Annotated in this window: 19 protein-coding genes; 12 read left to right on the forward strand and 7 right to left on the reverse strand. The window is 42.5% G+C overall.

The window, feature by feature from the left end; translation table 11 throughout:
• Nucleotides 1-118: 118 nt before the first annotated feature.
• The 3 genes from CDG79_RS00375 (at nt 119) to CDG79_RS00385 (ending at nt 2843) form a co-directional block, all read left to right on the forward strand.
• Nucleotides 119-1150, forward strand: a complete 1032-nt coding sequence (locus tag CDG79_RS00375) for a ComEA family DNA-binding protein (protein ID WP_094339639.1) — start codon at nt 119-121, stop codon at nt 1148-1150.
• A gap of 155 nt (nt 1151-1305) precedes the next feature.
• Nucleotides 1306-1740 (forward strand): ferritin-like domain-containing protein, encoded by a 435-nt coding sequence (locus tag CDG79_RS00380; RefSeq protein ID WP_094339640.1) that lies wholly within the window; start codon nt 1306-1308, stop codon nt 1738-1740.
• Between the two features lie 134 nt (nt 1741-1874).
• A complete protein-coding gene (locus CDG79_RS00385) occupies nt 1875-2843 on the forward strand; it encodes an FTR1 family iron permease (protein ID WP_094339641.1) in 969 nt (322 codons plus the stop codon).
• 324 nt (nt 2844-3167) lie between these two features.
• On the opposite strand, the gene CDG79_RS00390 is transcribed toward CDG79_RS00385, so the two are convergent.
• Nucleotides 3168-4103 (reverse strand): ABC transporter substrate-binding protein, encoded by a 936-nt coding sequence (locus CDG79_RS00390; RefSeq protein WP_094339642.1) that lies wholly within the window; start codon nt 4101-4103, stop codon nt 3168-3170.
• Between the two features lie 447 nt (nt 4104-4550).
• On the opposite strand from CDG79_RS00390, the gene CDG79_RS00395 reads away from it, so the two are divergent.
• From CDG79_RS00395 to CDG79_RS00410, 5 genes are all read left to right on the forward strand, one after another.
• Nucleotides 4551-6050 carry a family 10 glycosylhydrolase gene (locus tag CDG79_RS00395; protein WP_094339643.1) on the forward strand — a complete coding sequence of 500 codons (1500 nt, stop codon included), beginning with the start codon at nt 4551-4553 and terminating at the stop codon, nt 6048-6050.
• A gap of 375 nt (nt 6051-6425) precedes the next feature.
• Complete coding sequence (locus CDG79_RS42025) at nt 6426-6563, forward strand: hypothetical protein (RefSeq protein ID WP_189524837.1); 138 nt, start codon at nt 6426-6428, stop codon at nt 6561-6563.
• 149 nt (nt 6564-6712) lie between these two features.
• Nucleotides 6713-7276, forward strand: a complete 564-nt coding sequence (locus CDG79_RS00400) for a TetR/AcrR family transcriptional regulator (protein WP_094339644.1) — start codon at nt 6713-6715, stop codon at nt 7274-7276.
• A 288-nt stretch (nt 7277-7564) separates the two neighbouring features.
• Complete coding sequence (locus CDG79_RS00405; RefSeq protein WP_094339740.1) at nt 7565-8701, forward strand: cytochrome P450; 1137 nt, start codon at nt 7565-7567, stop codon at nt 8699-8701.
• A 213-nt stretch (nt 8702-8914) separates the two neighbouring features.
• Nucleotides 8915-9835, forward strand: coding sequence for an SDR family NAD(P)-dependent oxidoreductase (locus CDG79_RS00410; protein WP_094339645.1), 921 nt, complete (start codon nt 8915-8917; stop codon nt 9833-9835).
• Nucleotides 9836-10078: 243 nt separating this feature from the next.
• Here the strand turns inward: CDG79_RS00410 and CDG79_RS00415 are convergent, their stop codons facing one another.
• The 3 genes from CDG79_RS00415 to CDG79_RS40615 form a co-directional block, all read right to left on the reverse strand.
• Nucleotides 10079-10672: a molybdenum cofactor guanylyltransferase gene (locus CDG79_RS00415; RefSeq protein WP_094339646.1), complete on the reverse strand. Its 594-nt coding sequence runs from the start codon at nt 10670-10672 to the stop codon at nt 10079-10081.
• Nucleotides 10673-10709: 37 nt separating this feature from the next.
• The gene (locus CDG79_RS00420; RefSeq protein WP_094339647.1) at nt 10710-12767 is read right to left on the reverse strand and encodes a thioredoxin domain-containing protein; all 2058 of its coding nucleotides are present in this window, start codon (nt 12765-12767) and stop codon (nt 10710-10712) included.
• A 168-nt stretch (nt 12768-12935) separates the two neighbouring features.
• Nucleotides 12936-13091 (reverse strand): hypothetical protein, encoded by a 156-nt coding sequence (locus CDG79_RS40615; protein WP_181154304.1) that lies wholly within the window; start codon nt 13089-13091, stop codon nt 12936-12938.
• Between the two features lie 473 nt (nt 13092-13564).
• Between CDG79_RS40615 and clpP the strand changes: the two genes are divergently transcribed.
• Complete coding sequence (gene clpP / locus CDG79_RS00425) at nt 13565-14173, forward strand: ATP-dependent Clp endopeptidase proteolytic subunit ClpP (protein ID WP_094329041.1); 609 nt, start codon at nt 13565-13567, stop codon at nt 14171-14173.
• A gap of 46 nt (nt 14174-14219) precedes the next feature.
• On the opposite strand, the gene CDG79_RS43300 is transcribed toward clpP, so the two are convergent.
• Both CDG79_RS43300 and CDG79_RS00435 read right to left on the reverse strand, forming a co-directional pair.
• Nucleotides 14220-14900, reverse strand: coding sequence for a hypothetical protein (locus CDG79_RS43300; RefSeq protein ID WP_223277962.1), 681 nt, complete (start codon nt 14898-14900; stop codon nt 14220-14222).
• A gap of 66 nt (nt 14901-14966) precedes the next feature.
• Nucleotides 14967-15851 (reverse strand): hypothetical protein, encoded by an 885-nt coding sequence (locus CDG79_RS00435; protein WP_094339648.1) that lies wholly within the window; start codon nt 15849-15851, stop codon nt 14967-14969.
• Between the two features lie 1025 nt (nt 15852-16876).
• Between CDG79_RS00435 and CDG79_RS00445 the strand changes: the two genes are divergently transcribed.
• The 3 genes from CDG79_RS00445 to CDG79_RS00455 all read left to right on the forward strand — a co-directional run bounded on the left by CDG79_RS00445 (nt 16877) and on the right by CDG79_RS00455 (nt 20741).
• Entirely contained in the window at nt 16877-19231 is a 2355-nt protein-coding gene (locus CDG79_RS00445) for a ribonuclease R family protein (RefSeq protein WP_094339650.1), read from the forward strand.
• Between the two features lie 17 nt (nt 19232-19248).
• Nucleotides 19249-19869: a flavin prenyltransferase UbiX gene (locus tag CDG79_RS00450; RefSeq protein ID WP_094329036.1), complete on the forward strand. Its 621-nt coding sequence runs from the start codon at nt 19249-19251 to the stop codon at nt 19867-19869.
• Between the two features lie 173 nt (nt 19870-20042).
• On the forward strand, nt 20043-20741 hold the full coding sequence (locus CDG79_RS00455; RefSeq protein ID WP_094339651.1) for a hypothetical protein: 699 nt from the start codon (nt 20043-20045) through the stop codon (nt 20739-20741).
• A 20-nt stretch (nt 20742-20761) separates the two neighbouring features.
• On the opposite strand, the gene CDG79_RS00460 is transcribed toward CDG79_RS00455, so the two are convergent.
• Nucleotides 20762-20956 carry a hypothetical protein gene (locus CDG79_RS00460; protein ID WP_094329034.1) on the reverse strand — a complete coding sequence of 65 codons (195 nt, stop codon included), beginning with the start codon at nt 20954-20956 and terminating at the stop codon, nt 20762-20764.
• Nucleotides 20957-21395: the final 439 nt, after the last annotated feature.

Genomic DNA, 21395 nt, shown 5'->3' on the forward strand with positions numbered 1-21395 from the left:
ATAAGATTTGTCATTATATGTCAAAGTAAAGTCTACGACAACGTGTCAAACAAGCTAGCTTCTAGTGATACTTTGAAATGTTTCAATTAATACTTTTTTAGTTGTGTGAGGAGCAAAGATGATAAGACTTCGTTATATATGTTTGACTTTTGCGACTGCGGCAATAATTACCTTGAGTTCGTGTAGTAGTACACCAACAGCAGAAAATCCATCAGCACCAGTTGCTATTACTCCAACCACAGAAGCAGTAAGTAGTAACGGTCATAGCGGTCACGCTAGCAAAGAAAAAATTAATATTAACACTGCTATATTGTCAGAATTAGATAAGCTTGAAGCCAAACTAGGTGTTCCAGCTTTATCTAATAAAATCCAGGCAAATCGTCCTTATGGCAATCCAGAAGATTTAGTTACTAAAAAAGTAATTACTCAAGAGCAGTTCGACCAAATTAAAGACCAGGTTGGTGTTCAAGAAGTAGTACTCACAGGTGAAGCAAAAGATGTTGACTACATGAGTAAGTTGGGCTTAATGAAAGGGCATCTTTTAGTAGCAAAAGAACTGCTAGATCAAAATCAGCCGAAACAGGCAGAGCCTCATATTGGACATCCAGTTGAGGAAATTTATGTGGATGTAGAAGATCAACTTAATGAGCGCAAAGTCAAAGAATTTAAGACAACATTGGTGAGTTTGCAAGATTTAGTGAAATCTAGTCCCAAGGATAGTAAAGTTAAAACTAATTTTGCTTCTTCAATGCAATCAGTTGATTCCGCGATCGCAGCTTTACCAGAAGCTCAACGCTCAAAACCAGGATTTGTACTACAAGTAATTAACGAACTACTAGATTCAGCTAACTCTGAATATGGCGCTGCGATCGCAAATGGTAAAATAACCGCCCCAATTGAGTATCAAGACTCCCGTGGTTTTGTGTTTTACGCCAATGATTTATACAAAGGGATTTCTAGTCAAGTAGCTCAAGCAGATCCCGAAGCGCATAAAGCGATCGATGCTAGTTTCGCTGAACTCATAAAAGTTTGGCCCTCCGCCATCCCACCAGCGAAAGCAGTCAAAATACCTAATGATGTTACCAAGCTGGTGAAAACCATTGAGGAAAACTCTCAAAAAGTGGTTGACAAATCTAATACCAAAGCATAGCGATAACACTTTCTTTTAATGGAAAGCAGATGGTAATAAGTTTAAAATGATGAAATCGTTAGGAGTTACGAATTAAAAATTACGTTAGCGTAGCCCATTACAAATTACGAACTCCTAACTAGTTGCGCTCCATTCGTTACTTGAAATAACAACTGATGCAAGAACTAGACCAGAAAAAGACCATTGACCTGCTGAACGCCATCATGGAATTTGAACTAGCAGGGGTAGTGCGCTATACCCATTATTCTTTGATGGTGACTGGTCCTAACCGTATTCCAATTGTGGCTTTTTTCAAAGCACAGGCAAGCGAATCTTTACTTCATGCCGAACAAGTAGGAGAAATTCTTACCGGTTTAGATGGGCATCCCTCACTGAAAATTGCCCCAATGGAAGAAACTTACCAGCATAAAGTCAAGGATATCTTGGAAGAAAGCTTATCCCACGAAAAAAAGGCATTGGATCTGTATAAAAATCTGCTCGAAACTGTCACCAATGCTAGTATTTATCTTGAAGAATTCGCTCGCGGCATGATTGGTCAAGAAGAGATGCATAATCTCGAACTGAAAAAGATGCTACGCGATTTTGGTTAATAGTCATTGGTCATTAGTCATTGGTCATTAGTCATTGGTCGTTAGTCAAAAACAAATTTAAAAGACGAAAGACAACTGACTCATGACAAAGGACAACTGACTAATGACAAAAGACAAAAGACAAAGGACAAAAGATGAATTTTAGTACTGCTCTACCTACTTTTGTAATCACACTCCGAGAAGGAGTGGAAGCTGCCCTTGTTGTTGGTATTGTGCTAGCTTTGCTGAAAAAAGCTAAACAATCTCGACTTAACTCTTGGGTATATGCTGGTATCGGCGTTGGCATTGTCGTTAGTGCCTTAATAGGTGTGGTATTCAGTTGGCTAATTCAAATACTGGGAGCAGCGAATCCTCAATACACCTCCGTAGTTGAGCCAGCCTTAGAAGGTGTGTTTAGCGTGTTAGCGATCGCAATGCTCAGTTGGATGCTAATCTGGATGACCAAACAAGCCAGATTCATGAAAGCTACAGTTGAAGGGGCAGTAACAGAAGCGCTGACACAAAACTCAAATGCTGGTTGGGGTGTTTTTACTTTAATTTTAGTTGCTGTTGTGCGCGAAGGCTTTGAAACTGTTCTGTTCGTTGCTGCTAATTTTCAACAGGGATTCATGCCAGCATTGGGTGCAATTGGTGGTTTGGTAGCGGCATCTGCCATTGGGGTGCTGCTATTTAAATGGGGTGTCAAAATTAACATCCGCCAGTTTTTCCAGGTAATGGGCGTTTTATTAGTGTTGATTGTCGCTGGATTGGTAGTTTCCGGCTTGAAACATTTTGACGAAGCAGTGGCTAACCTTTCTCTTAGCAGTCGTGCCACAGAAAGCCTTTGTTTCTATTACGAACGCTTTACTAAAGTCCATTCCTGTATTTTGGGGCCAATGGTTGCAAATACTTCCACAATCTTGCCTGACGAACAGTTTCCTGGCATTATTCTCAAATCTTTATTTGGTTATAGAGACAATCTCTATCTTGTGCAAGCAGTGGGATATGTGACCTTTTTACTAACAATTGGAGGACTGTATTTCCGCAGCCTTGGAGGTGCTTCTGCTGAAGGTAAAAAAAATATCCCTTTTGGTCAAAAACCGATTAGTTCTGCAAAAGATTAAAAGCACAATTAGTTGTCCCGGACAAAAAAATCTGGATTAATCCCCTAGTGTTTGAGTTACATATTGCAACTCAAACACTAATTTATTAAACTTGCAAATAATGCTTGAAAAATGAATTGGTTAATGATTTTTTAGCAAAAAAAACTACAAAGATGCTTTGCGGTAGTTTTTTTGATTAAAGTTTTTGATAAGTTTAGCTATCTGCATTTTTAAATCCAGGTATTTATAAGTAATACTCCTTAATAATAAGACGAAGCCATCGCTATTGTCATCACCTCAGCGAAATGTCTCCTTAATTGAATGCGACGTTCTCCCATTATTGAACTAAGTACCCTGTGGTGCAAACAACACTTGCTTAAGCTGCTGACAAGCTTTTTCAATTGCATCTATACTACCCGGATTCACCAAACCAAAATAATCAAATATATAGACTCGGTTATTTTTAGTTGCTTGTAGTTGCTGCCAAAAAGATTCTTTTTTTAGCGAATCTAAAAGTGCTGCTTCTGAATTTCCTTGCGGGGGATTAACCAAAATTATCACCTCTGGATTTGCTTCTAAAACTTTCTCAGCCGAAAGCGTTACATAGCCACCAATTGGACTTTTTCCTTGTAAATCTGCGGCGATATTTTTCGCCTGGAATTTCGCCAACAAATCCCCTGCCCAACTATTTTTATTCGGTGCTAAAATTGGTTGGCGACTAACCAGAGCTAGAGTAGAAAAACCCTGAGTTGGCTTTTCTGGCAAGAAAGTTTTGTAACGATTTAACAAAGGCTGAGGATCGGTGTCAATTGATTTAGCAAGGGTTTTTGTAAGTTCTTCTAGAGATTCCCAGTTATTCACCTTAGTGAGCAAAGTCGGAATTCCTAGCTGCTGAAGTTTTTGAATTGGGATGTTAGAAAAACCTTCTGCACCAATAACTAAATCGGGTTTTAGTGCTACCACTTTTTCTAAATTTGGTGGGTTTTGTCCTTCGCTAACACGGGGAATATCTTTGAATCTTGAGTCATTCTTAAATAATTTACTACCAGTGATGCCGACAATTTTTGTTGAATTAAGTCGAGAGATGATGTCAGCAGAAAGAGAAGAAAGACCAACAACTCTTTTTACAGATCCTTTTGGTAATTGTTGAGAATTTGTGTTTGTTGTCTCAGTAGGGTTTGTGACTTTTATTTGTGGTTGCTGAGTGGTTGCAGTCGTGCAAGCGGCTAAAACCATACTCATCAAAAGTGCTAAAGCAGATAAGAGCCAACGACGATACATATTAAAATTCCTTCTGGGGTAAGAATTGCATAAGAAATATACTCAGCACCACATTCAAAAATCGCAAATGTAGCTTTTAGTAATATAGCTATAAAGTACCAAGCGGGAGCAAGAAGCCTGAGAATGAAAAGATATGGCTAATGACAAGAGCTAAAAATTAGGTTATTCTTGTTTCAAAAAAATATTGCCTTGGCAGATTTTCACTAACTAAGGTAGAGGCTAAATCTACTCAATAGTAAACCAAACTTGCTTTGGATTCAGATGTTTTTTACTGCTCTGTATGGGTTTATGTCTTTATATAAAGAATGCAGCAACACAAACATGGCTTTGGCAGTCTGGAAAAAATAGGTTTTAAAACTCTTACTGCTTAACTATATAATTCGATACACGTTGCCCACAATTATCTGAATTGGGGTCGATGATTATTGTGTCCATCTCCTGGTAGGTATGTCTAACCATCCTTTGAACGTTGCAAGATCGACATTATTTTGGCGGCATCTATTCGCTGTTGTTTTCACTACTAGTTCGTTGCTCCCCAACTTTGGAAACGAACCAGCAAGGGCGCAAGCAACCCAATATTGTCAGTTATCATCATCGGTGGCGCAAGAAAAAGAAAACTTACGTTTATCAGCCCTCAAAGGCAATCAAGATGCCCAAACCCGCTACCAAAACTTACTAAAAAAACAGGCGCAAGAATTACAGGAGTGCCGCACACGAACTTGGCCGCAAATCCAAGCACTCTGGTTGCGTTTATATCCCTGTGACATTCAGCCAGGAATAATCGATCAGATTATGGATCGGATTGTCAACCGTGGCTATAACCAAGTTAATTTGGAAGTATTTTACGACGGACAGGTATTATTGCCAGCAAAAGCTAACCCGACGATTTGGCCTTCTGTAATTCGCACTCCAGGGACAGAAAACATCGATATACTCGCTACAGCAATTAAAAAAGGTCGGCAACGCGGTTTGAAGGTCTACGCCTGGATGTTTACTAACAATTTCGGCTATACTTACGCCCAGCGCCCAGATAGAGAAAGTGCGATCGCTCGCAATGGTAAAGGTCAAACCAGCCTATATGTCGTAGATAATGGCTCTCAAGTATTTATCGACCCCTACAACTCCCAAGCAAAAAGCGACTATTACCAATTAGTAAAAGAAGTTTTGCGCCGTCGTCCAGATGGTTTGCTATTCGACTACGTGCGCTATCCCCGCCAAGCAGGAAGTGATTCCATCGCCACCAAAGTTTCAGATTTATGGCTATTTAGTCCCGCAACCCAAGAAGCTTTATTTAAACGGGCACTGAATTATAAAGGGCTGGACTTAATTCGCCGCTATTTGAGCAAGGGATATGTTACCGCCGGAGATATCGCGGAAATCGATCGACTTTATCCCCAAGAAGGGGAACCCCTCTGGCAAGGACGCATTCCCCCAACAGCACAAAAATCAATTCTATCTGCGACAGACAAACAACCACTCTTGCAATGGGAGTTGTGGCAGCTAGCAGTTGCTCACGCCATGCAAGGAATTCTAGATTTTGTCAACATGGCCAGTTACCCAGCCAAGCAGCAAGGTGTTTCCACGGGAGTAGTGTTTTTCCCTGATGGCAACCAAACTGTAGGACAAGGATATGATTCTCGCTTGCAACCTTGGGATCGGTTTCCCACTACATTAGAGTGGCATCCCATGTCTTATGGCAATTGCGGTAATGTCAGTTGTATTGTGGCGCAAGTGCAACGGGTTTTGAGTATGACAAAACCAGGTACTAAAGTGATTCCAGCTTTAGCGGGCAAGTGGGGGGAATCGGTCAGTAATCGTCCATCCCTAGAAGTACAAATGCAGGCACTTCACCAATTCGCGCCCCAACTGAAGGGAGTTAGCCATTTTGCCTATTCTTGGCAATATCCTGAGAATGATAACGATCGCAAATTTTGTCGCATTCGGTAAGCAACAGAGTGTCAATTTCGCCAATCACCCAATTGCATCGCTAGAAAATAGCGCAGATGGTCTACGAATAATGGCCGCCTTTTGTGGGTGCCATGTCCCATACTGACACCGAATAATGGCAGCCGTCGATTACTGAGTCCATAGCCATCTCGCCACAAAAGTCATGCACTCTGGCAATATCAGCCCCAGTCCTGCGAAATAAGCACAGGAGTAACTAGGACATTGCTCTCCAAGGAATTAATTATCCACAATCTCAAACTAGCTACTTGACACTGTACTGTCTGGACGGTACTATATATTTAGCAGACCGTCCAGACGGTATTTAAATAGTAGATACTTGAATCCAATCTCTATCAATCTTGGATTGAGAATATTATGTTTACCATTGCAGATCCCTTTGCTTATCAAACTGCTTTCAGTTCCCATAGCAATTTGCTGCTGTCTCAAAAATTGCAGGTTCGACGTGCTATAGATTTGCTGGATGAAACTTTACACTGGATGATTACGTCCTAACGATTTTCAAACAGAGCAAGTATACCTAATAAATCCAATCCTAGCCTTACTGCCCCACAGATGAAGCAATGAGAGAAAATATTGACAATCTCGTTGTCAGATAAACTGTGTTCACCGGACAATTTATCTAGTTCCATCATTCAAGCTCTATGACTGCTACCAAAAAAACAAAATCTACATCTGTCACCCGTAATGCGTTGTTAGAAGCTGCGGGGCGAGTGATGGTAGCACATGGTTCAAAGGCATTGACTTTGGAGGCAGTTGCCCGCGAAGCAGGTGTCAGTAAAGGTGGATTACTTTACCATTTTCCCAACAAAGAAGCCTTGATTGCTGGAATGTTGCAACAGCTAATTGATCAAAAGGCAGTATTACTAAAGCATGAATTAGAGCAAGATGATGCACCGAATACACCAGGACATTGGCTAAGAGCCTATATCCGGTCACATGGAAAGTTTGATGGTCACTCTAGTGCAATTCAATTCAGTTTGCTAGCAGCAGTTGCTGAAAATCCAGAATTACTTAAGCCAGCTCAAGAAAACTTTGCTGATTGGCAACGGCAAATTGAAGCAAGTGGACTCGATCCAGCGATCGCAAGTGTGATTTATCTAGCGATCAATGGTCTATCCTTTGTCCACCTCTTTGGTCTTGGAGTCCCGGAGGAGTCTTTGCAAAAGCAGGTAATTGAAACTCTGCTGAAACTGGCGCGAGAGTAATTCGTAATTCGTAATTCGTAATTCGTAATTCGTAATTATAGTGGTTCTCGTTCACGTGAGGTACACCCGTAGGGGCAATTCATGAATTCCCCCTACACCTTGCGATCTAATTTTGTACCGCATCTGAGTGGGAACCGCTATAAGTTAGAGAGACGTGATAAATCGCCGTCTCTACAAAGAATTTATCCATCAATTATTTGTTGACAGAAGTAGTCAATGATTTACCAGATAGCACCACTATCTGGCTCAGTTCAACTTGCAATTTTTTACACAATCAAGGAGATTTTTATGACTGCCGTTTTACAATTCTTACCGACCGATTCACAATTCCTACTCAGTCCTTTTTCTTGGTTCGCTAAAATGCGTCGAGAAGCGCCTGTTTTCTACGACACAGAGCATCAATGTTGGATGGTGTTTCGCTATGACGATGTGGCACGGGTATTAAGCGAATGGAAAACCTTTTCATCTAAAGTGCCGCAACCCCCCGAACAAGAAGATTTCACTCAGTCTTTGGTCTCCACCGATCCGCCTAAACATAAATCACTGCGCTCAATAGTACAGAAGGTATTTACTGAAAATCGAGTTGAAGCATTAGCTCCTCGGATTACCGAACTTACTCACGAGTTGTTGGAGCAAATGAAGCAACACAAACAGGTCGATTTAGTACATGCTTTCGCAATTCCTCTGCCGATAATCGTGATTGCAGAAATTCTCGGTATACCCTTTCAAGACCGCGAAGATTTCAAGCGCTGGTCAGATGGGATCATAGCTAGAGATCAAACTGCTATTAAAGATATGGCTGACTATTTCCGCCAATTACTGAATGAGCGGCGATCGCATCAGGGTAACGACCTGATCAGCGATTTAGTTACGGCTTATGAAGGGGGAGAAAAGTTGACCGCACAGGAACTCGTTGATTTTTGCATGATCCTCTTGGTAGCTGGTAATGAAACTACAACTAACTTAATTACAAATAGCATTTGGTGTCTGCATGAGCATCCCGATGAAAACCAACGATTACGGAATGACTTGTCTCTATTACCGACGGCAATTGAGGAAGTACTTCGTTATCGCTCCCCGATTACTTACTTACAACGATACACCCAAGTAGAAACCCAAATTGGAGACCAGATAATTCCTCAAGGGCAACTTGTGCGGGCGTGGATAAATTCTGCCAATCACGATGAACTTAAGTTTGAGAATGGCGATCGCTTCATCATTGATCGAGAACCTAATAAACATCTTGCCTTTGGTAATGGAATTCATTTCTGTTTGGGCGCACCTTTAGCTCGACTAGAAGCCAAGATTGCGCTGAAAGCTTTGCTGGAAGAATTTCCTAATCTTCGCGTTGACTCAACCCAGACTCTTAAAGCAATTCCAACACTGTTGGTACATGGACTGGAAAGCTTGAGTGTTCTGTTATAGGAATAGTTGAAATGGGCGTAGGGACTGTTTTCAAACTCGAAGATCCCCCCTAACCCCCCTTAAAAAGGGGGGAAAAGAAACTCTAAAAGCCCCCCTTAAAAAGGGGGGTTGGGGGGATCTCCAATAAAATTGCATGGGATGCAGTAACGAATTAATTCTTTTTTTGAGAATTAATTAAACGAATATTCGGTTAATTAAGTAGGAGTAAATAAAATGAAAAATCAAAAATGGAACGCAAAAAATATTCCGAGTCAAAAAGGAAGAGTAGCAATTGTAACGGGTTCGAGTAGCGGCATCGGTTATGAAACAGTGCGGGTTTTAGCTAATAAACAAGCGTCTGTAATCATTGCGGTTCGCAACTTGGACAAAGGAAACAAGGCATTGGCAAAAATTCTTCAACAGAATCAAGATGCCGACGTAAAGGTGATGGAACTTGATTTGGCGAATTTAGCATCAGTTAAAAATTTCGCTGAAAACTTTCAGAAAAATTATTTGCGTCTGGATTTACTGATTAATAATGCGGGTGTGATGATTCCGCCGTATTCAAAAACGACCGACGGTTTTGAATTGCAGTTCGGCACTAATCATCTCGGACATTTTGCTTTGACGGGACAGCTTTTGCAACTTTTGATCGACACCGAAGGCTCACGAATTGTCAATCTTTCGAGCAGCGGACATATTATGGGCAAGATAGATTTCGATGATTTGAATTGGGAAAAGAGAAGTTATGCCAAATGGAAAGCCTACGGCGACAGCAAACTTGCCAACCTTTACTTTACCTACGAACTCGACCGAAAACTAAAAGATAATGGTATCGACATACTTGTAACCGCCTCGCATCCTGGGTGGACGGCAACGGAATTGCAGAGAACTTGGGGCATTATGGAATATCTCAGCAGCATCTTTGCTCAAGATATCACGATGGGCGCATTACCAACTCTGCGGGCGGGAATCGAAGCAGACTTGAAAGGCGCAGAATTTTTCGGCCCCAATGGGTTTATGACGATGCGCGGCTATCCAATAAAAGCCGAAACGAACAAATTATCCAAAGACAAAGCGATCGCCAAAAAACTATGGGTTGTATCGGAAAAACTAACCGGTGTGAAATTTGAATTTAAGAAAAAGATTTCCTAATCTTCGGGTTGACTCAATCCAGACTCTTAAAAGCGGTTATAAACCGCCTCTACACGAGACTTAACCCGCCTGCGCGGGTTAAAAGCCTTGATTTTTAGTTAGTCCGCGCAGGCGGACAAGAGTTTATGTAGCCGCTATTTTTCTTGCAATACGCTTGGGTTAAGCATTTCTTCCTTCTCTACGAGACGCACTCGCGTTTGCGTCCTTAGCAGTTGGTTAAAAAAATTCTGTATTATTTTTCAATTAACTTAAAGCCAAGTCCTCTGGTGTATTACAGTTAAACAGCATTTCGGGTTCTGCTAAAGGCAAAACTTCTACAGGATATTGCCGCAGCCACTGCTGAAACGATCGCCCCCCTTGATTGATAAACTCTAGAAGTTGTGGCAAACAGCGACGGCGATAAAAACCACATAGAGGTTCCCAGCCTTTAGGATGATGAGCTAAAGCTGCGATCGCATTATCCCCCACGCTATCAAGTCTAGTTACCCAATCTTCCAACACTTCAACCCGCAACCTCGGCAAATCGCAAGCTAGCAACAGTACCCATTCTGTCTTTACTTCCGCTAGCCCTTGGGCAAACCCAACTAAAGGCCCGTGGGCTAGAGATTCTCCAGACAAAGGTACTTCTCGGATAAACTGGCAACCAGGTAAAAGCAAATCTTGATAACGTTCTGGCCAGGAAGTGACTACATAAACAACATCAGCACAACTTTGAGCAATTCCACAAACTCGCTGTAACAACGGCATTCCTTGAATAGGAATCAAGGCTTTATCTTGACCCATGCGAGAACTTTTACCGCCTGCTAATACAATGGCGGTTAATTTGCTTCGGCTCATCATTGCCCCATGCCCAATGCCCCATGCCCCATGCCCATCATCCCCGATTCTGACTTTTCTGAACTTGCTGCAATAAATGCTCTACACTTTCTGCTGGTGCAAGACACTTCAAACCTTGGCAAACTAACCCAACGCTTCCCTCTGGTAAATCAGATGTTATGGCAAACACAGACGCTGGTAGAAACTTGGGGATCAGCGAGTTTATTTGCTCAGTGGTGCTGCGAATCAAGGTAGAATTCCGATACCAATCCAAGGCTGTAAATAAGCTGGGACAAGCTTGGGGAGCGCGATGCATCACACTTTGAAAAGCTTTCAAACCAAGTTCTGCTAAATCCAAATAATCTAGATTGTCGGTGAGTAAAGCCAGACGTACAAGGTTAGCGATCGCAATTCCATTCGCTGATGGTGTCGCATTATCCGTGTAACTCCGCTCTCTAACAATTAAATCTTGACTAGAATCACTTGATGTGTTACTATAACCACCTAATTCCACACTCCAGAGAAACTCGTTAAATTCATCTTGGATAGCGATCGCTTTTTCTAGCCATTGCTGATGCTCAGGGTTGGAAGTATGTAAATCTAGCAAAGCTTTAATAAACAAAGCGTAATCTTCAGATTGAGCTAAAACCGTTGGTTCACCTTGATAATTGAGTCGCTGAAAACGCCCATCGACAAACTGATTTTCTAAGATAAAATTCGCCGCTCGTGCTGCTAATTCCAGATATGATGGTTCTTGGAAAACGCCAGCAGCCTTAGCTAGTCCAGAAATCATCAAGCTATTCCAGGCAACAATCATCTTCGTATCTGTCACCGAAGGAATGCGACCTGGCCAATTAGCAGTTTTTGCTTCCTGATTATTACAAGCCGGAGGAAAAGTTTCTAGTGACTCAGAATTAACACCATAGCGAACAATAAACAACTTGCTCAATGCTGCTTCTAGCGTTGCACTCAGTTTGCCAGAATTCCTTCTTTGTAAAACATTACGTCCTTCAAAGTTACCGTTAGGGGTAACAGTAAATTCTTCTTGCAATTCCCTTAATTCTTCAGGTGTTAACAGTTGTTGTAATTCGCTGTAACTCCAAACATAAAAAGCTCCTTCTTCTGGTTCTACAGCCGTGGGTTGGGTGAAGCTATCGGCATCTTGAGAAGCATAGAAGTAACCTTCAGGCGCGGTCATTTCCCGCTTTAGCCATTCTACAGTACCAGCGATCGCTCTTTCAAACGCTGGTTCTTGTACTCCTACACTCCATAAATTTCCGAGATACTCCACAATTTGTCCATTGTCGTAGAGCATCTTTTCAAAATGCGGTACTGTCCAAGTTGGGTCAACAGTATAGCGATGAAAACCACCAGCTACATGGTCATAAATGCCTCCCAGCGCTAAGTCTAGTCCTCGCTGGGTACAAACTTGCTTGCCATCATAGCGAGATTCAAAATTAAATCGAGTTCCCCGCAGCGCTAATTCTGTATAGGGAATCATCGGAAAGCTATTGCCAGATTGATTACGAGTAATTACACCTGTGCTGGTTTCCCAACCTTGGCGGAGTAATTCTCGGTCTTCAAGCTCAGTTATTGTACCGTCTTGCAACACCGCAGACGTGAGCAGAGACTCAACAATTAGGGCTTTGCGTTGCTGTAATTCTGCTTTTTCGGTGTCATAATAACGGCGAAGAGCTTGCAACACCTGCAAAAATCCTGGACGACCATAGCGCGGGTCTACAGGAAAATAAGTACCAGCGTAAAACGGCACTAAATCTTCTGGAGAAAGAAAAATATTTAAAGGCCAACCGCCTTGACCGCTCATCATCTGCAAAGCTTGCATATAGATGCTATCGAGGTCAGGTCTTTCTTCCCTGTCTACTTTGATGGGAAGAAAGTTGGCATTCATGTAGTCAGCGATCGCAATATCAGAAAAAGCTTCGCCTTCCATGACAGTACACCAGTGGCAACTAGAGTAACCAATGGAGAGAAAAATCGGTTTATTTTGCGCCCTTGCAGTTGCAAGTGCTTCGTCACACCAGGGCCACCAATCAATTGGGTTTTCGGCGTGTTTGCGGAGATAGAGGCTCTTAGCTTCAGCAAGGCGATTAGTCACGATCAAATGCAAATAGTTGCTTTCTTTGCTCAGTCTACCTTGTTCCCAGGAGTGTTAGCCTAGACAGCTATATATGCAAGAAATCCTGCAAGGGAGTTACCCCTTGGGTAGAAGGTAGTAGTGCATGTCTTTGATATCGCCAACACCTGTGTAAGTTATGAAATATTTTTACTGAAAAGATCGCAATAGCAAGCTAACAATATTTGGTGGTGCTTCTCGCACAGGTGATGCTGTCTTTGACTGAATTAAAGTATTTGGGCTAAGTCCTGCTATCAGGTGGAGCAAGAAGGTGATGATGGCGGCTTGTATAAGTTTTTCCAGCATGGCACGTCTCTTGTGAGTGGATAGCATTTTAATTAGGACTGGTTATTCTAAATACACCTCGTACTATCGATTTACCGAATCTAACAAAATAACTTGATAATTGCTGAGGAAAATCCTAAAAAAATGTTTAAAATGTTACTGAAAGCTAACACAATTCCCTAAGCAAGTTGGATTTCGGTTATCGGTTTAATGAGTACATCGCCAAAATTGTCCAGCAAATGCTGAGATAAGAGGTTGGCGATAATTGGAGTTTTTTGATTTGTTCTTCCCTACCGGGATATTCTCTTAGACACCTTTTGCTACTAAAAAGTGCCCTTAGAGGTCAAATCTATTGCAAAATCATCTTTTGTACTCTTTTTGGGTAAGGTAAAACGATAGAAGTTTAAGTTATCTGCTTGAAAACAGTAGAGATAAACCCCAGTTTCGTGCTGTCACCGATAAAATGTATTTAAAGTAGCCACAAATACGCTTCCATGATTCCTATCGTTATTGAACAATCGGGTCGAGGTGAACGCGCCTTTGACATCTACTCACGGCTGTTGCGTGAGCGCATCATCTTTTTGGGACAACAAGTTGACAACAACATTGCTAACTTGATTGTTGCCCAACTGCTGTATTTGGATGCTGAAGACCCGGAGAAGGACATTTATATGTACATCAATTCTCCCGGTGGTTCAGTGACGGCTGGTATGGGCATTTTTGACACTATGAAGCACATTCGCCCTGATGTCTGTACAATTTGTACCGGATTGGCGGCGAGTATGGGCGCTTTCCTCCTCAGCGCTGGTGCTAAGGGTAAACGGATGAGTTTACCCCATTCTCGGATTATGATTCATCAACCTCTCGGTGGCGCTCAAGGACAGGCGACTGATATTGAAATTCAGGCGCGGGAAATTTTGTACCATAAGAAGCGGCTAAATGACTATTTAGCTGACCATACAGGTCAACCAATTGAGCGCATTGCTGAAGATACTGAACGTGACTTTTTCATGTCACCAGAGGAAGCCAGAGAATACGGTTTGATTGACCAAGTGATTGACCGTCACGCCGCTGGTAGTCGTCCAGCAGTTGCTGTTGTTTAGTCATTAGTCATTAGTCATTAGTCATTAGCAAAAGACTAATGACTAATCAAAATCCTGCTATTGGGTCAGGCTGAGATTGGAGGTATTGGAGGAATTGGTGTAATTCTTCTTCAGTTAACAAAGTACGCCCTCGCTTCCCATAAGTTTTAATCAAATACTCCCGCCCCTGTTCTGGTGTCCAACCTAAACGCTGTATTTCGATATCGGTCTTAGCCAATACCTGAGATAAATCTTTAGAAGATATTTTAGTAATTACCTTGTCTGATTTTTTTGAGTACGTAGAGCAATCTTGGAACTCTTCATATTCTTCATCAAGATCGCTGGCGTATTCTACTGTAGGTTCAGATTCTAAGTATTTGACGAATTCTAATAATTCTTCTTGGGTAAGCAAATTTGTATTTTGCTTACGAGAAGTTTTGATGACATACTTCTGTTCTTCCTCTTTCATCCAACATAACCGTTGGATTTCAGCATTAATTTGTCCCTGCTGTTCCATCCAACATAACTGTTCGATGTCAAGATTAATTTTGGCAGTCACAACTTCGTCTAATGTTTGAGATTCAAGGTATTGAAGGAAGCCTAGTAATTGTACTTCTGTCAGTAAAAAACGCGATCGCTTCCCATAAGTTTTTTTGAGATGCTCCCGTCCCTGGTCTATTGTCCAGCCTAGTCGCTGCATCTCAACATCTGTTTGAGCTATTACTTCAGCAAAATTTACAGATTCCATAGCTTCATTACTATTTCAATAGCCTACGTTATTAGTCATTAGTACTCACTAATGACTAATAACTAATCAAAATCCCGCTATTGGGTCAGGCTGAGATTGGAGGAATTTGAGGAATCCGTGTAATTCTTCTTCACTTAGCAAAGTACGCCCCCGCTTACCGTAGGTTTTAATCAGATGATCCCGTCCTTGTTCTGGTTGCCAGCCTAAACGCTGAAGTTCGACATCTGTTTTAGCAATGACATCCGATAAATCCACAGGTTCAGCTTTTTTCTTTCTCTTTCCTGTCACTGATGGGGTAGCGATATCCTCTTGAGGGCTGTAACTCCGGGGTGTAAATGGTGTGACATTATTGGCAGAAATTGCTGGAAAGCTTTGATTTTCTACCTGGTTATCAAAGGTTATTTCTAATTTTTCAACCGGAGGATCGAATTCTAGCTCCCGGTCGGCAGTCAGAGGAAAGTTTTGACCTAAATCCTGGCTATAGGTATCGCTTGGTAGGGACGAAGCACTACTGTACTCGTACTGTTCGTTACTGGTTGTTACTACTTCTGGTTTGATATTGCGGACTTTGGAAGGCGGTATAGATATTTCTTTATCGCTAACCGCTGGCCATTGACTACCAACAAAATCCCCATCTTTTGCAGAGGAATAAGTAGATTCACTCAATCCACCTTTGGTATTCAAGGAGGGATTTAGCTGCGCTGGAGAAATTGGATTTGAGGTAAATGCCACTGATTCGGGTTGGGCATTTGTGATACCCAAAACTATCAGCGCCCTAGTTCTAGCTTGGTCTTCTGCTGCTTCTACTGTTTCTGCTGCTGCCATACCGGTCGCACGGGTTACGCCTTCTATTTGCACGCTTGCTCGGACAATATATTTTCCTTGAAAAATTTGCACTAATTCAGAAATCAGACTGCCCTTGGGATACAAGCTCTGGAATTGAGCCAACATAATACTGCTACCAATTTAAATCTTTTGGGGACTTGGGATTGGGGACTAGGGACTGGGAAGGAATTATTTTAATCCTAATCCCTAATACCCAATCCCCAGTCCCTTTTAATGCTTTGTCCCGTGTCCCAATTGTAGCAGTAGCTGTTTTTTGACGAAACTTTTGGCTAGTGCTAACTTATCTGGGTAGTCTTGCCTGCAATGCTATACTGATTACCCAACTCGACATCTAGAACTATTTTCTGGAAATGCGCTCTAAATCTACAATAATGGAGATAAGGTTCGCCCTCACTGCTTATTAAGCTGCTCACCTAATTGTTACCGATTCTACATGTGGGAAAATTGGGTTAACCGGCAGTTCCTCCTAGTTAAAAATCAGATTCTAATGGCGTAAAATTACCTTCACTCTAGACAATCAAACACCTGTAGTTTCCACGCCACTTGACGGCAGCTGCTCCATTTGGGGAGACCCCAAGACCGCACTGCCTCCTCCACTTAGGGAAACCCCAAGACCCTTCGGGTTCGGCAGTCCCCCAGACCCTCGTTCGCTCTTAGCGTCTCCCCTTGGGAGAAGACTCGCTAACGCTACGCTATCGACGGGAACCGCCAAAACGGGGGCTGCCTCACCGCAGTGGCTCCCCTGCATAGCGCTTTTGGGCAGTATGGATTCTCTAAACCCAGCTTCTCAAAAACCCGTCGCGTAATTAACTAGTGGGGCTAAATCTTAAAATTAGGCGTGCAATCTTAAGTTTGGTTAGGTGAAGAGACTTGAACGTAGGTGAATTCTGAGAGCATCGTGCAGTGAGAAGTTCGTAGATGCCCAGAACTGTTTGTGGGTAGGCTTATTTTGCCTGGAACTGCTGGAGTAGTTTCCTACTCTTGCTAGGTTGGGCTTCCTTTACTTGAAACTTAGGAAGCCTTGGTTCTGGGCAATTCGTTTCCAGCTTGTTTCTGTAAGCCGTGAGGGTATACAGGAATGAACCAGATTAAACAAAAAATGATGTTTTGACCAAAGGTCGGTTCACTGCATGGAATTTTCAATCGCTACACTCCTTGCCAATTTCACCGATGATAAATTGGTAGCTCGGAAGGTTTTAGAAAAGAAACTTGGCTGTGAAGATGAAAAAAGTTTACAAAAACTTCACATTGCCTTAGATGTTCTGGAAAAAATCGGTATTTTAGTGAAGGAACGGGGCAAGTATCGCCGCATTTCAGAAGAGGGAATAATCGAGGCAAAACTCCGTTGTTCTAGTAAAGGCTTTTGCTTTGCTATTCAAGATGTGGAAGGAGCCGAGGATATTTACATCCGCGAAAGTCATTTGAGTAATGCTTGGAATGGCGATCGCGTTTTGGTTAGAGTTCTTAAAGAAGGCAGCCGTCGCCGCTCTCCCGAAGGGGAGGTGAAGCTGATTCTAGAACGTTCCAACCACACGTTATTGGCACGAATTAAGCAGGTGGAAACTGGTTTTAGGGCTGTGCCTTTAGATGACCGATTGCTGTTTGAACTCAAGATCCAACCTAACGAGGCAAAGTTGGAAGAAGCGATCGATCACTTGGTTCATGTGGAAGTTTTACGTTACCCGTTGGCACAATATCCTCCCCTTGGTCGAGTAGTGCAAATCCTCGGTAGCGATGCCGAAGCTGCTGCTGATATAGATTTAGTTACGTGCAAACACGACCTTTCCCGGACTTTTCCCGATCATGTTCTCGAAGCCGCCGCCAAGTTACCCAAAAAGCTACTCAAAGCAGACCTGAAAAATCGGCTGGATTTGCGTAATTTATTTACTCTCACCATTGAAGGGGTAAATGGCGACACTAAAGTTATAGAAAACGCTTTTAGTTTAGAAAAAAACTTAGCTGGAAATTGGCTTTTGGGCGTTCATATCACCGATGTTTCTCACTATGTCCAACCTGATGAAGCCCTAGATAGAGAAGCACTCAAACGGGGTAAATCAGTATATCTGGGAGAATTAGTGCTGCCAATTTTGCCCCCAATTGTGACAGAGCGTTGTTCTTTAGTACCTGGAAGCGATCGCTTAACTATCTCTTTTTTAATTACCATCGATCCAAAATCTGGAGAAGTGTTGGAGTGGGAAATTCAACCCAGTGTAATTAATGTAGAGACAGCACTGAGTACCGAAGAAGCCCAAGCAATTCTCACTGGTGTTGCACAAGATAAATCATCACAGGTTTCTCAAATCCTGCAAGACCTGCAAGCCTTGCAAACAGCCGTCAAACAGGTACGATTGACTCGTGGTAGCCTCCAATTGAATCTGCCACCCAGCCAAAACGCTTACTATGATGAAGGGATTCTTGGCGCTGTGGTGGTGAATGACTTACCAGTGCGATCGCTACTCACGGAGTTGGTACTGTTAGTTAATCAACTAGTAGCAACTCACTTAAATGCTCTCGGTGTTCCCGCTATTTGGAGAGTCCAAGGCACACCCGATGTCGAAGATGTTCAGGAAATGCTGAAATTGGCAGTCAATTTAGGCGTTGACCTGACGCTAGATCCAGAAGTTGATATCCAACCTTTAGATTATCAGCATTTGACTACAGCTTTTGCGGAATCTCCCTCTGAGCAAGTTCTTACTTACTTATTGCAAGATACCCTCAAACCGTCGGCGTACAGCACTACTAAAGGATCTCACTTTGGTCTGGCACTACCGCAATATGTCCACTTTAGTGCCCCTTTGCGGCGTTACCCAGATTTGCTGATGCAGAGAGTGTATTACATCCTGCTCGAAAACGGACGCGATCGCCGCAATACCCGTGTCAGAGAGCGGGTTAACCTCCGCCACTCCTCCAGCCACGAGGAAATTAACTGGAACGTTTTACCCCCAGAATTGCAACAAGAACTCCAAAGTGATTTGACTAGGGTAATTGTCCAACTCAACGACCGAGAAAAAGAAGTCCAAGAAGCCGAAGCCGATTTAGCTGGACTGCAAAAAGCCCAACTAATGAAGCAACGCATTGGTCAGGTATTTCAAGGTGTGATTACCGGCGTTCAATCCTATGGTTTCTTTGTGGAAATTGAAGTACCAGCCGCCGAAGTAGAGTCCAGCAGTAATCCTGGTGTGCCTTTGCGGGTAGAAGGATTGGTACACGTCAGTTCTCTCAAAGACGATTGGTATGAATATCGCGCCAGACAACAGGCACTATTTGGGCGCAAAAATCGCGCTTCTTATAGACTAGGCGATCGCGTCGCCGTCCAAGTTAAGAGTGTCGATTACTACCGTCAGCAAATTGATTTGGTAACTGTCGGCAGCGATGGTGTACCCAAAAGTTCCATTGGCAATGGTTCTAATGAAGAACTTTCAGACCTCTACTTACCAAATGATATGGAGCCTGATGACCTAGATCCTTACTCGGAAGATGAGTAAAATCAACTAAACCTCACGTGTCAAATAACACTAAGCCCCTAATTTTAGGCGTATCGGGCGCATCTGGTCTGATTTACGCTGTTCGCGCGATCAAATTTTTGCTAGAAGCGGATTATAGTATTGAATTGGTTGCCTCTAAATCTACTTACATGGTTTGGCAGTCAGAACAGGAAATTCGGATGCCACCAGAACCAACCGGGCAAGAACAATTTTGGCGAGAGCAAGCTGGAGTTGCCCTTTCAGGTAAACTCCGCTGCCATCCTTGGGGTGATGTTGGAGCCGGGATTGCTAGTGGTTCCTTTGCTACTCAGGGGATGATAATTATTCCATGCAGCATGAGCACAGTAGCAAAGCTGGCGGTTGGCTTGAGTTCCGATTTACTAGAACGGGCAGCAGATGTCCAACTTAAAGAAGGGCGAAAGTTGGTCATTGTCCCTCGGGAAACGCCTTTTAGCCTCATCCACCTGCGTAACTTAACCTCTTTAGCTGAAGTTGGAGTGAGAATTGTCCCCGCTATTCCCGCCTGGTATCATAATCCCCAAACCATCGAGGATTTAGTTGATTTTGTCGTTGCCCGTGCTTTAGATCAACTAGATATTGACTGCATCCCGATTCAGAGGTGGGAAGGTCGTCGCTAATGCCTCCAGTGGACTCATCGAAAATTTCACAATAGTCCTAAAAGGGTAATGATAGAGATGGCTGATAGTGTCAGTAGTCAGCGAACAGTAATTAGTGAAGAGTAATCAGGCTGATGACTGACAACTGACCGCTGACAACTAAGCACTGACAACTGACAACTGACAAAATTGCTATGGCTGTAATTCGCTTAATTCTATTGGTGGCAGTACTGGGAGGACTAACGCTGTTGTTAGTCCAAAATTTCTCACCTGCCCTATCGCTAGTATTTTTGGGCGTGCGAACTCAACCATTACCACTAGCGATATGGATTTTGTTCAGTACTGCCACAGGTGCTTTCACATCTATATTGATTGCTACCTTGTTTAACTTATCCAATTATTTTGTGGCAGGACAACGCCAAACACCTGAACGCCGACGCACAACTTCACCGCGTGCAAAGGCAACCCAGAGAGAAGAATTTACATCTCGCCCTGCCAATCCTCCACCAGCTAGTAAGAAAGAAGAGTCTAGCGATGAGGTATTTGATGATTGGGAGACAAATGGCAGTAGAGATGATGATTGGAACTTTGATGAAAAATCAGAGGAAGCGCCTACTCGTAATCCTCAACCTCAACCTGCTACAGACTCTAAGACTTACGAACGTCAATCAGAAGCCAAAAGCAGTTCTCAGTCTGGTTCAGTTTACTCCTATAGCTACCGCGAGCCAAAAAATACACCTGTGGGAAAAACTGAATCCGTTTATGATGCCGATTATCGGGTAATCATCCCCCCTTATCAACCGCCAACTACCAATCAAGCGGATGATGATGATTGGGAATTTTTTGATGATGATGAGGATTTTGAGGATGATGATAAACGATCCCGTCGTTAAGACGTAGCAAGTCTACGTCTCTACTTGATGCCACACCGCTCTCTAGACTCCTGCTTGACCTTACCAGTCATGGCAGCTTCTTGCAAAGTCATGAAAGCATTAAAATCTTCCAAGTCATATCGGGTAGTCAACAGTTGTCGTAGTTGATTTTCAGCTTCCACTGTCAAATAGCCAGTTGCTAAAGCTGTTTGTACAACGTCACGAATTCGATTCATGGTTGACACCTCATTCATCATATATTTATTCATTCAGGCTTATTGGGGTGAAATATGCAGTAGTTTTTGTGTCAAAACTTCTTTATTTACAAATATTTGTCGAGCGATCGCTTCATATCAGTCATTATTTACACCTCTATCGAAACCATTTAATTGAAATAGCTAGTTATAACTAGATTTTTAGACTAATGATGCCGTGCTATTAAAAACACAGTATTGTGTATACTTAAAATTATCCACCAGAGTGAAAATTCGGATTATTTAGATAGACAGGAATTGTTTCGATAAAGTTTCAAACAAGCTATATTAATTTTTTCGTTAAGCATCGCGATTAATATACGGCAATTACCAGGTTACATGAGGATATTTGCTACATCCCTAAAAAAATCATCGTTGATTCTTTATAGTAATTTCACGGAATATTTGTTAAATCTGTATG

Origin of the sequence: Nostoc sp. 'Peltigera membranacea cyanobiont' 232 (assembly GCF_002245985.1) — a bacterium.
In the GTDB taxonomy this organism is placed as follows: Bacteria; Cyanobacteriota; Cyanobacteriia; order Cyanobacteriales; family Nostocaceae; genus Nostoc.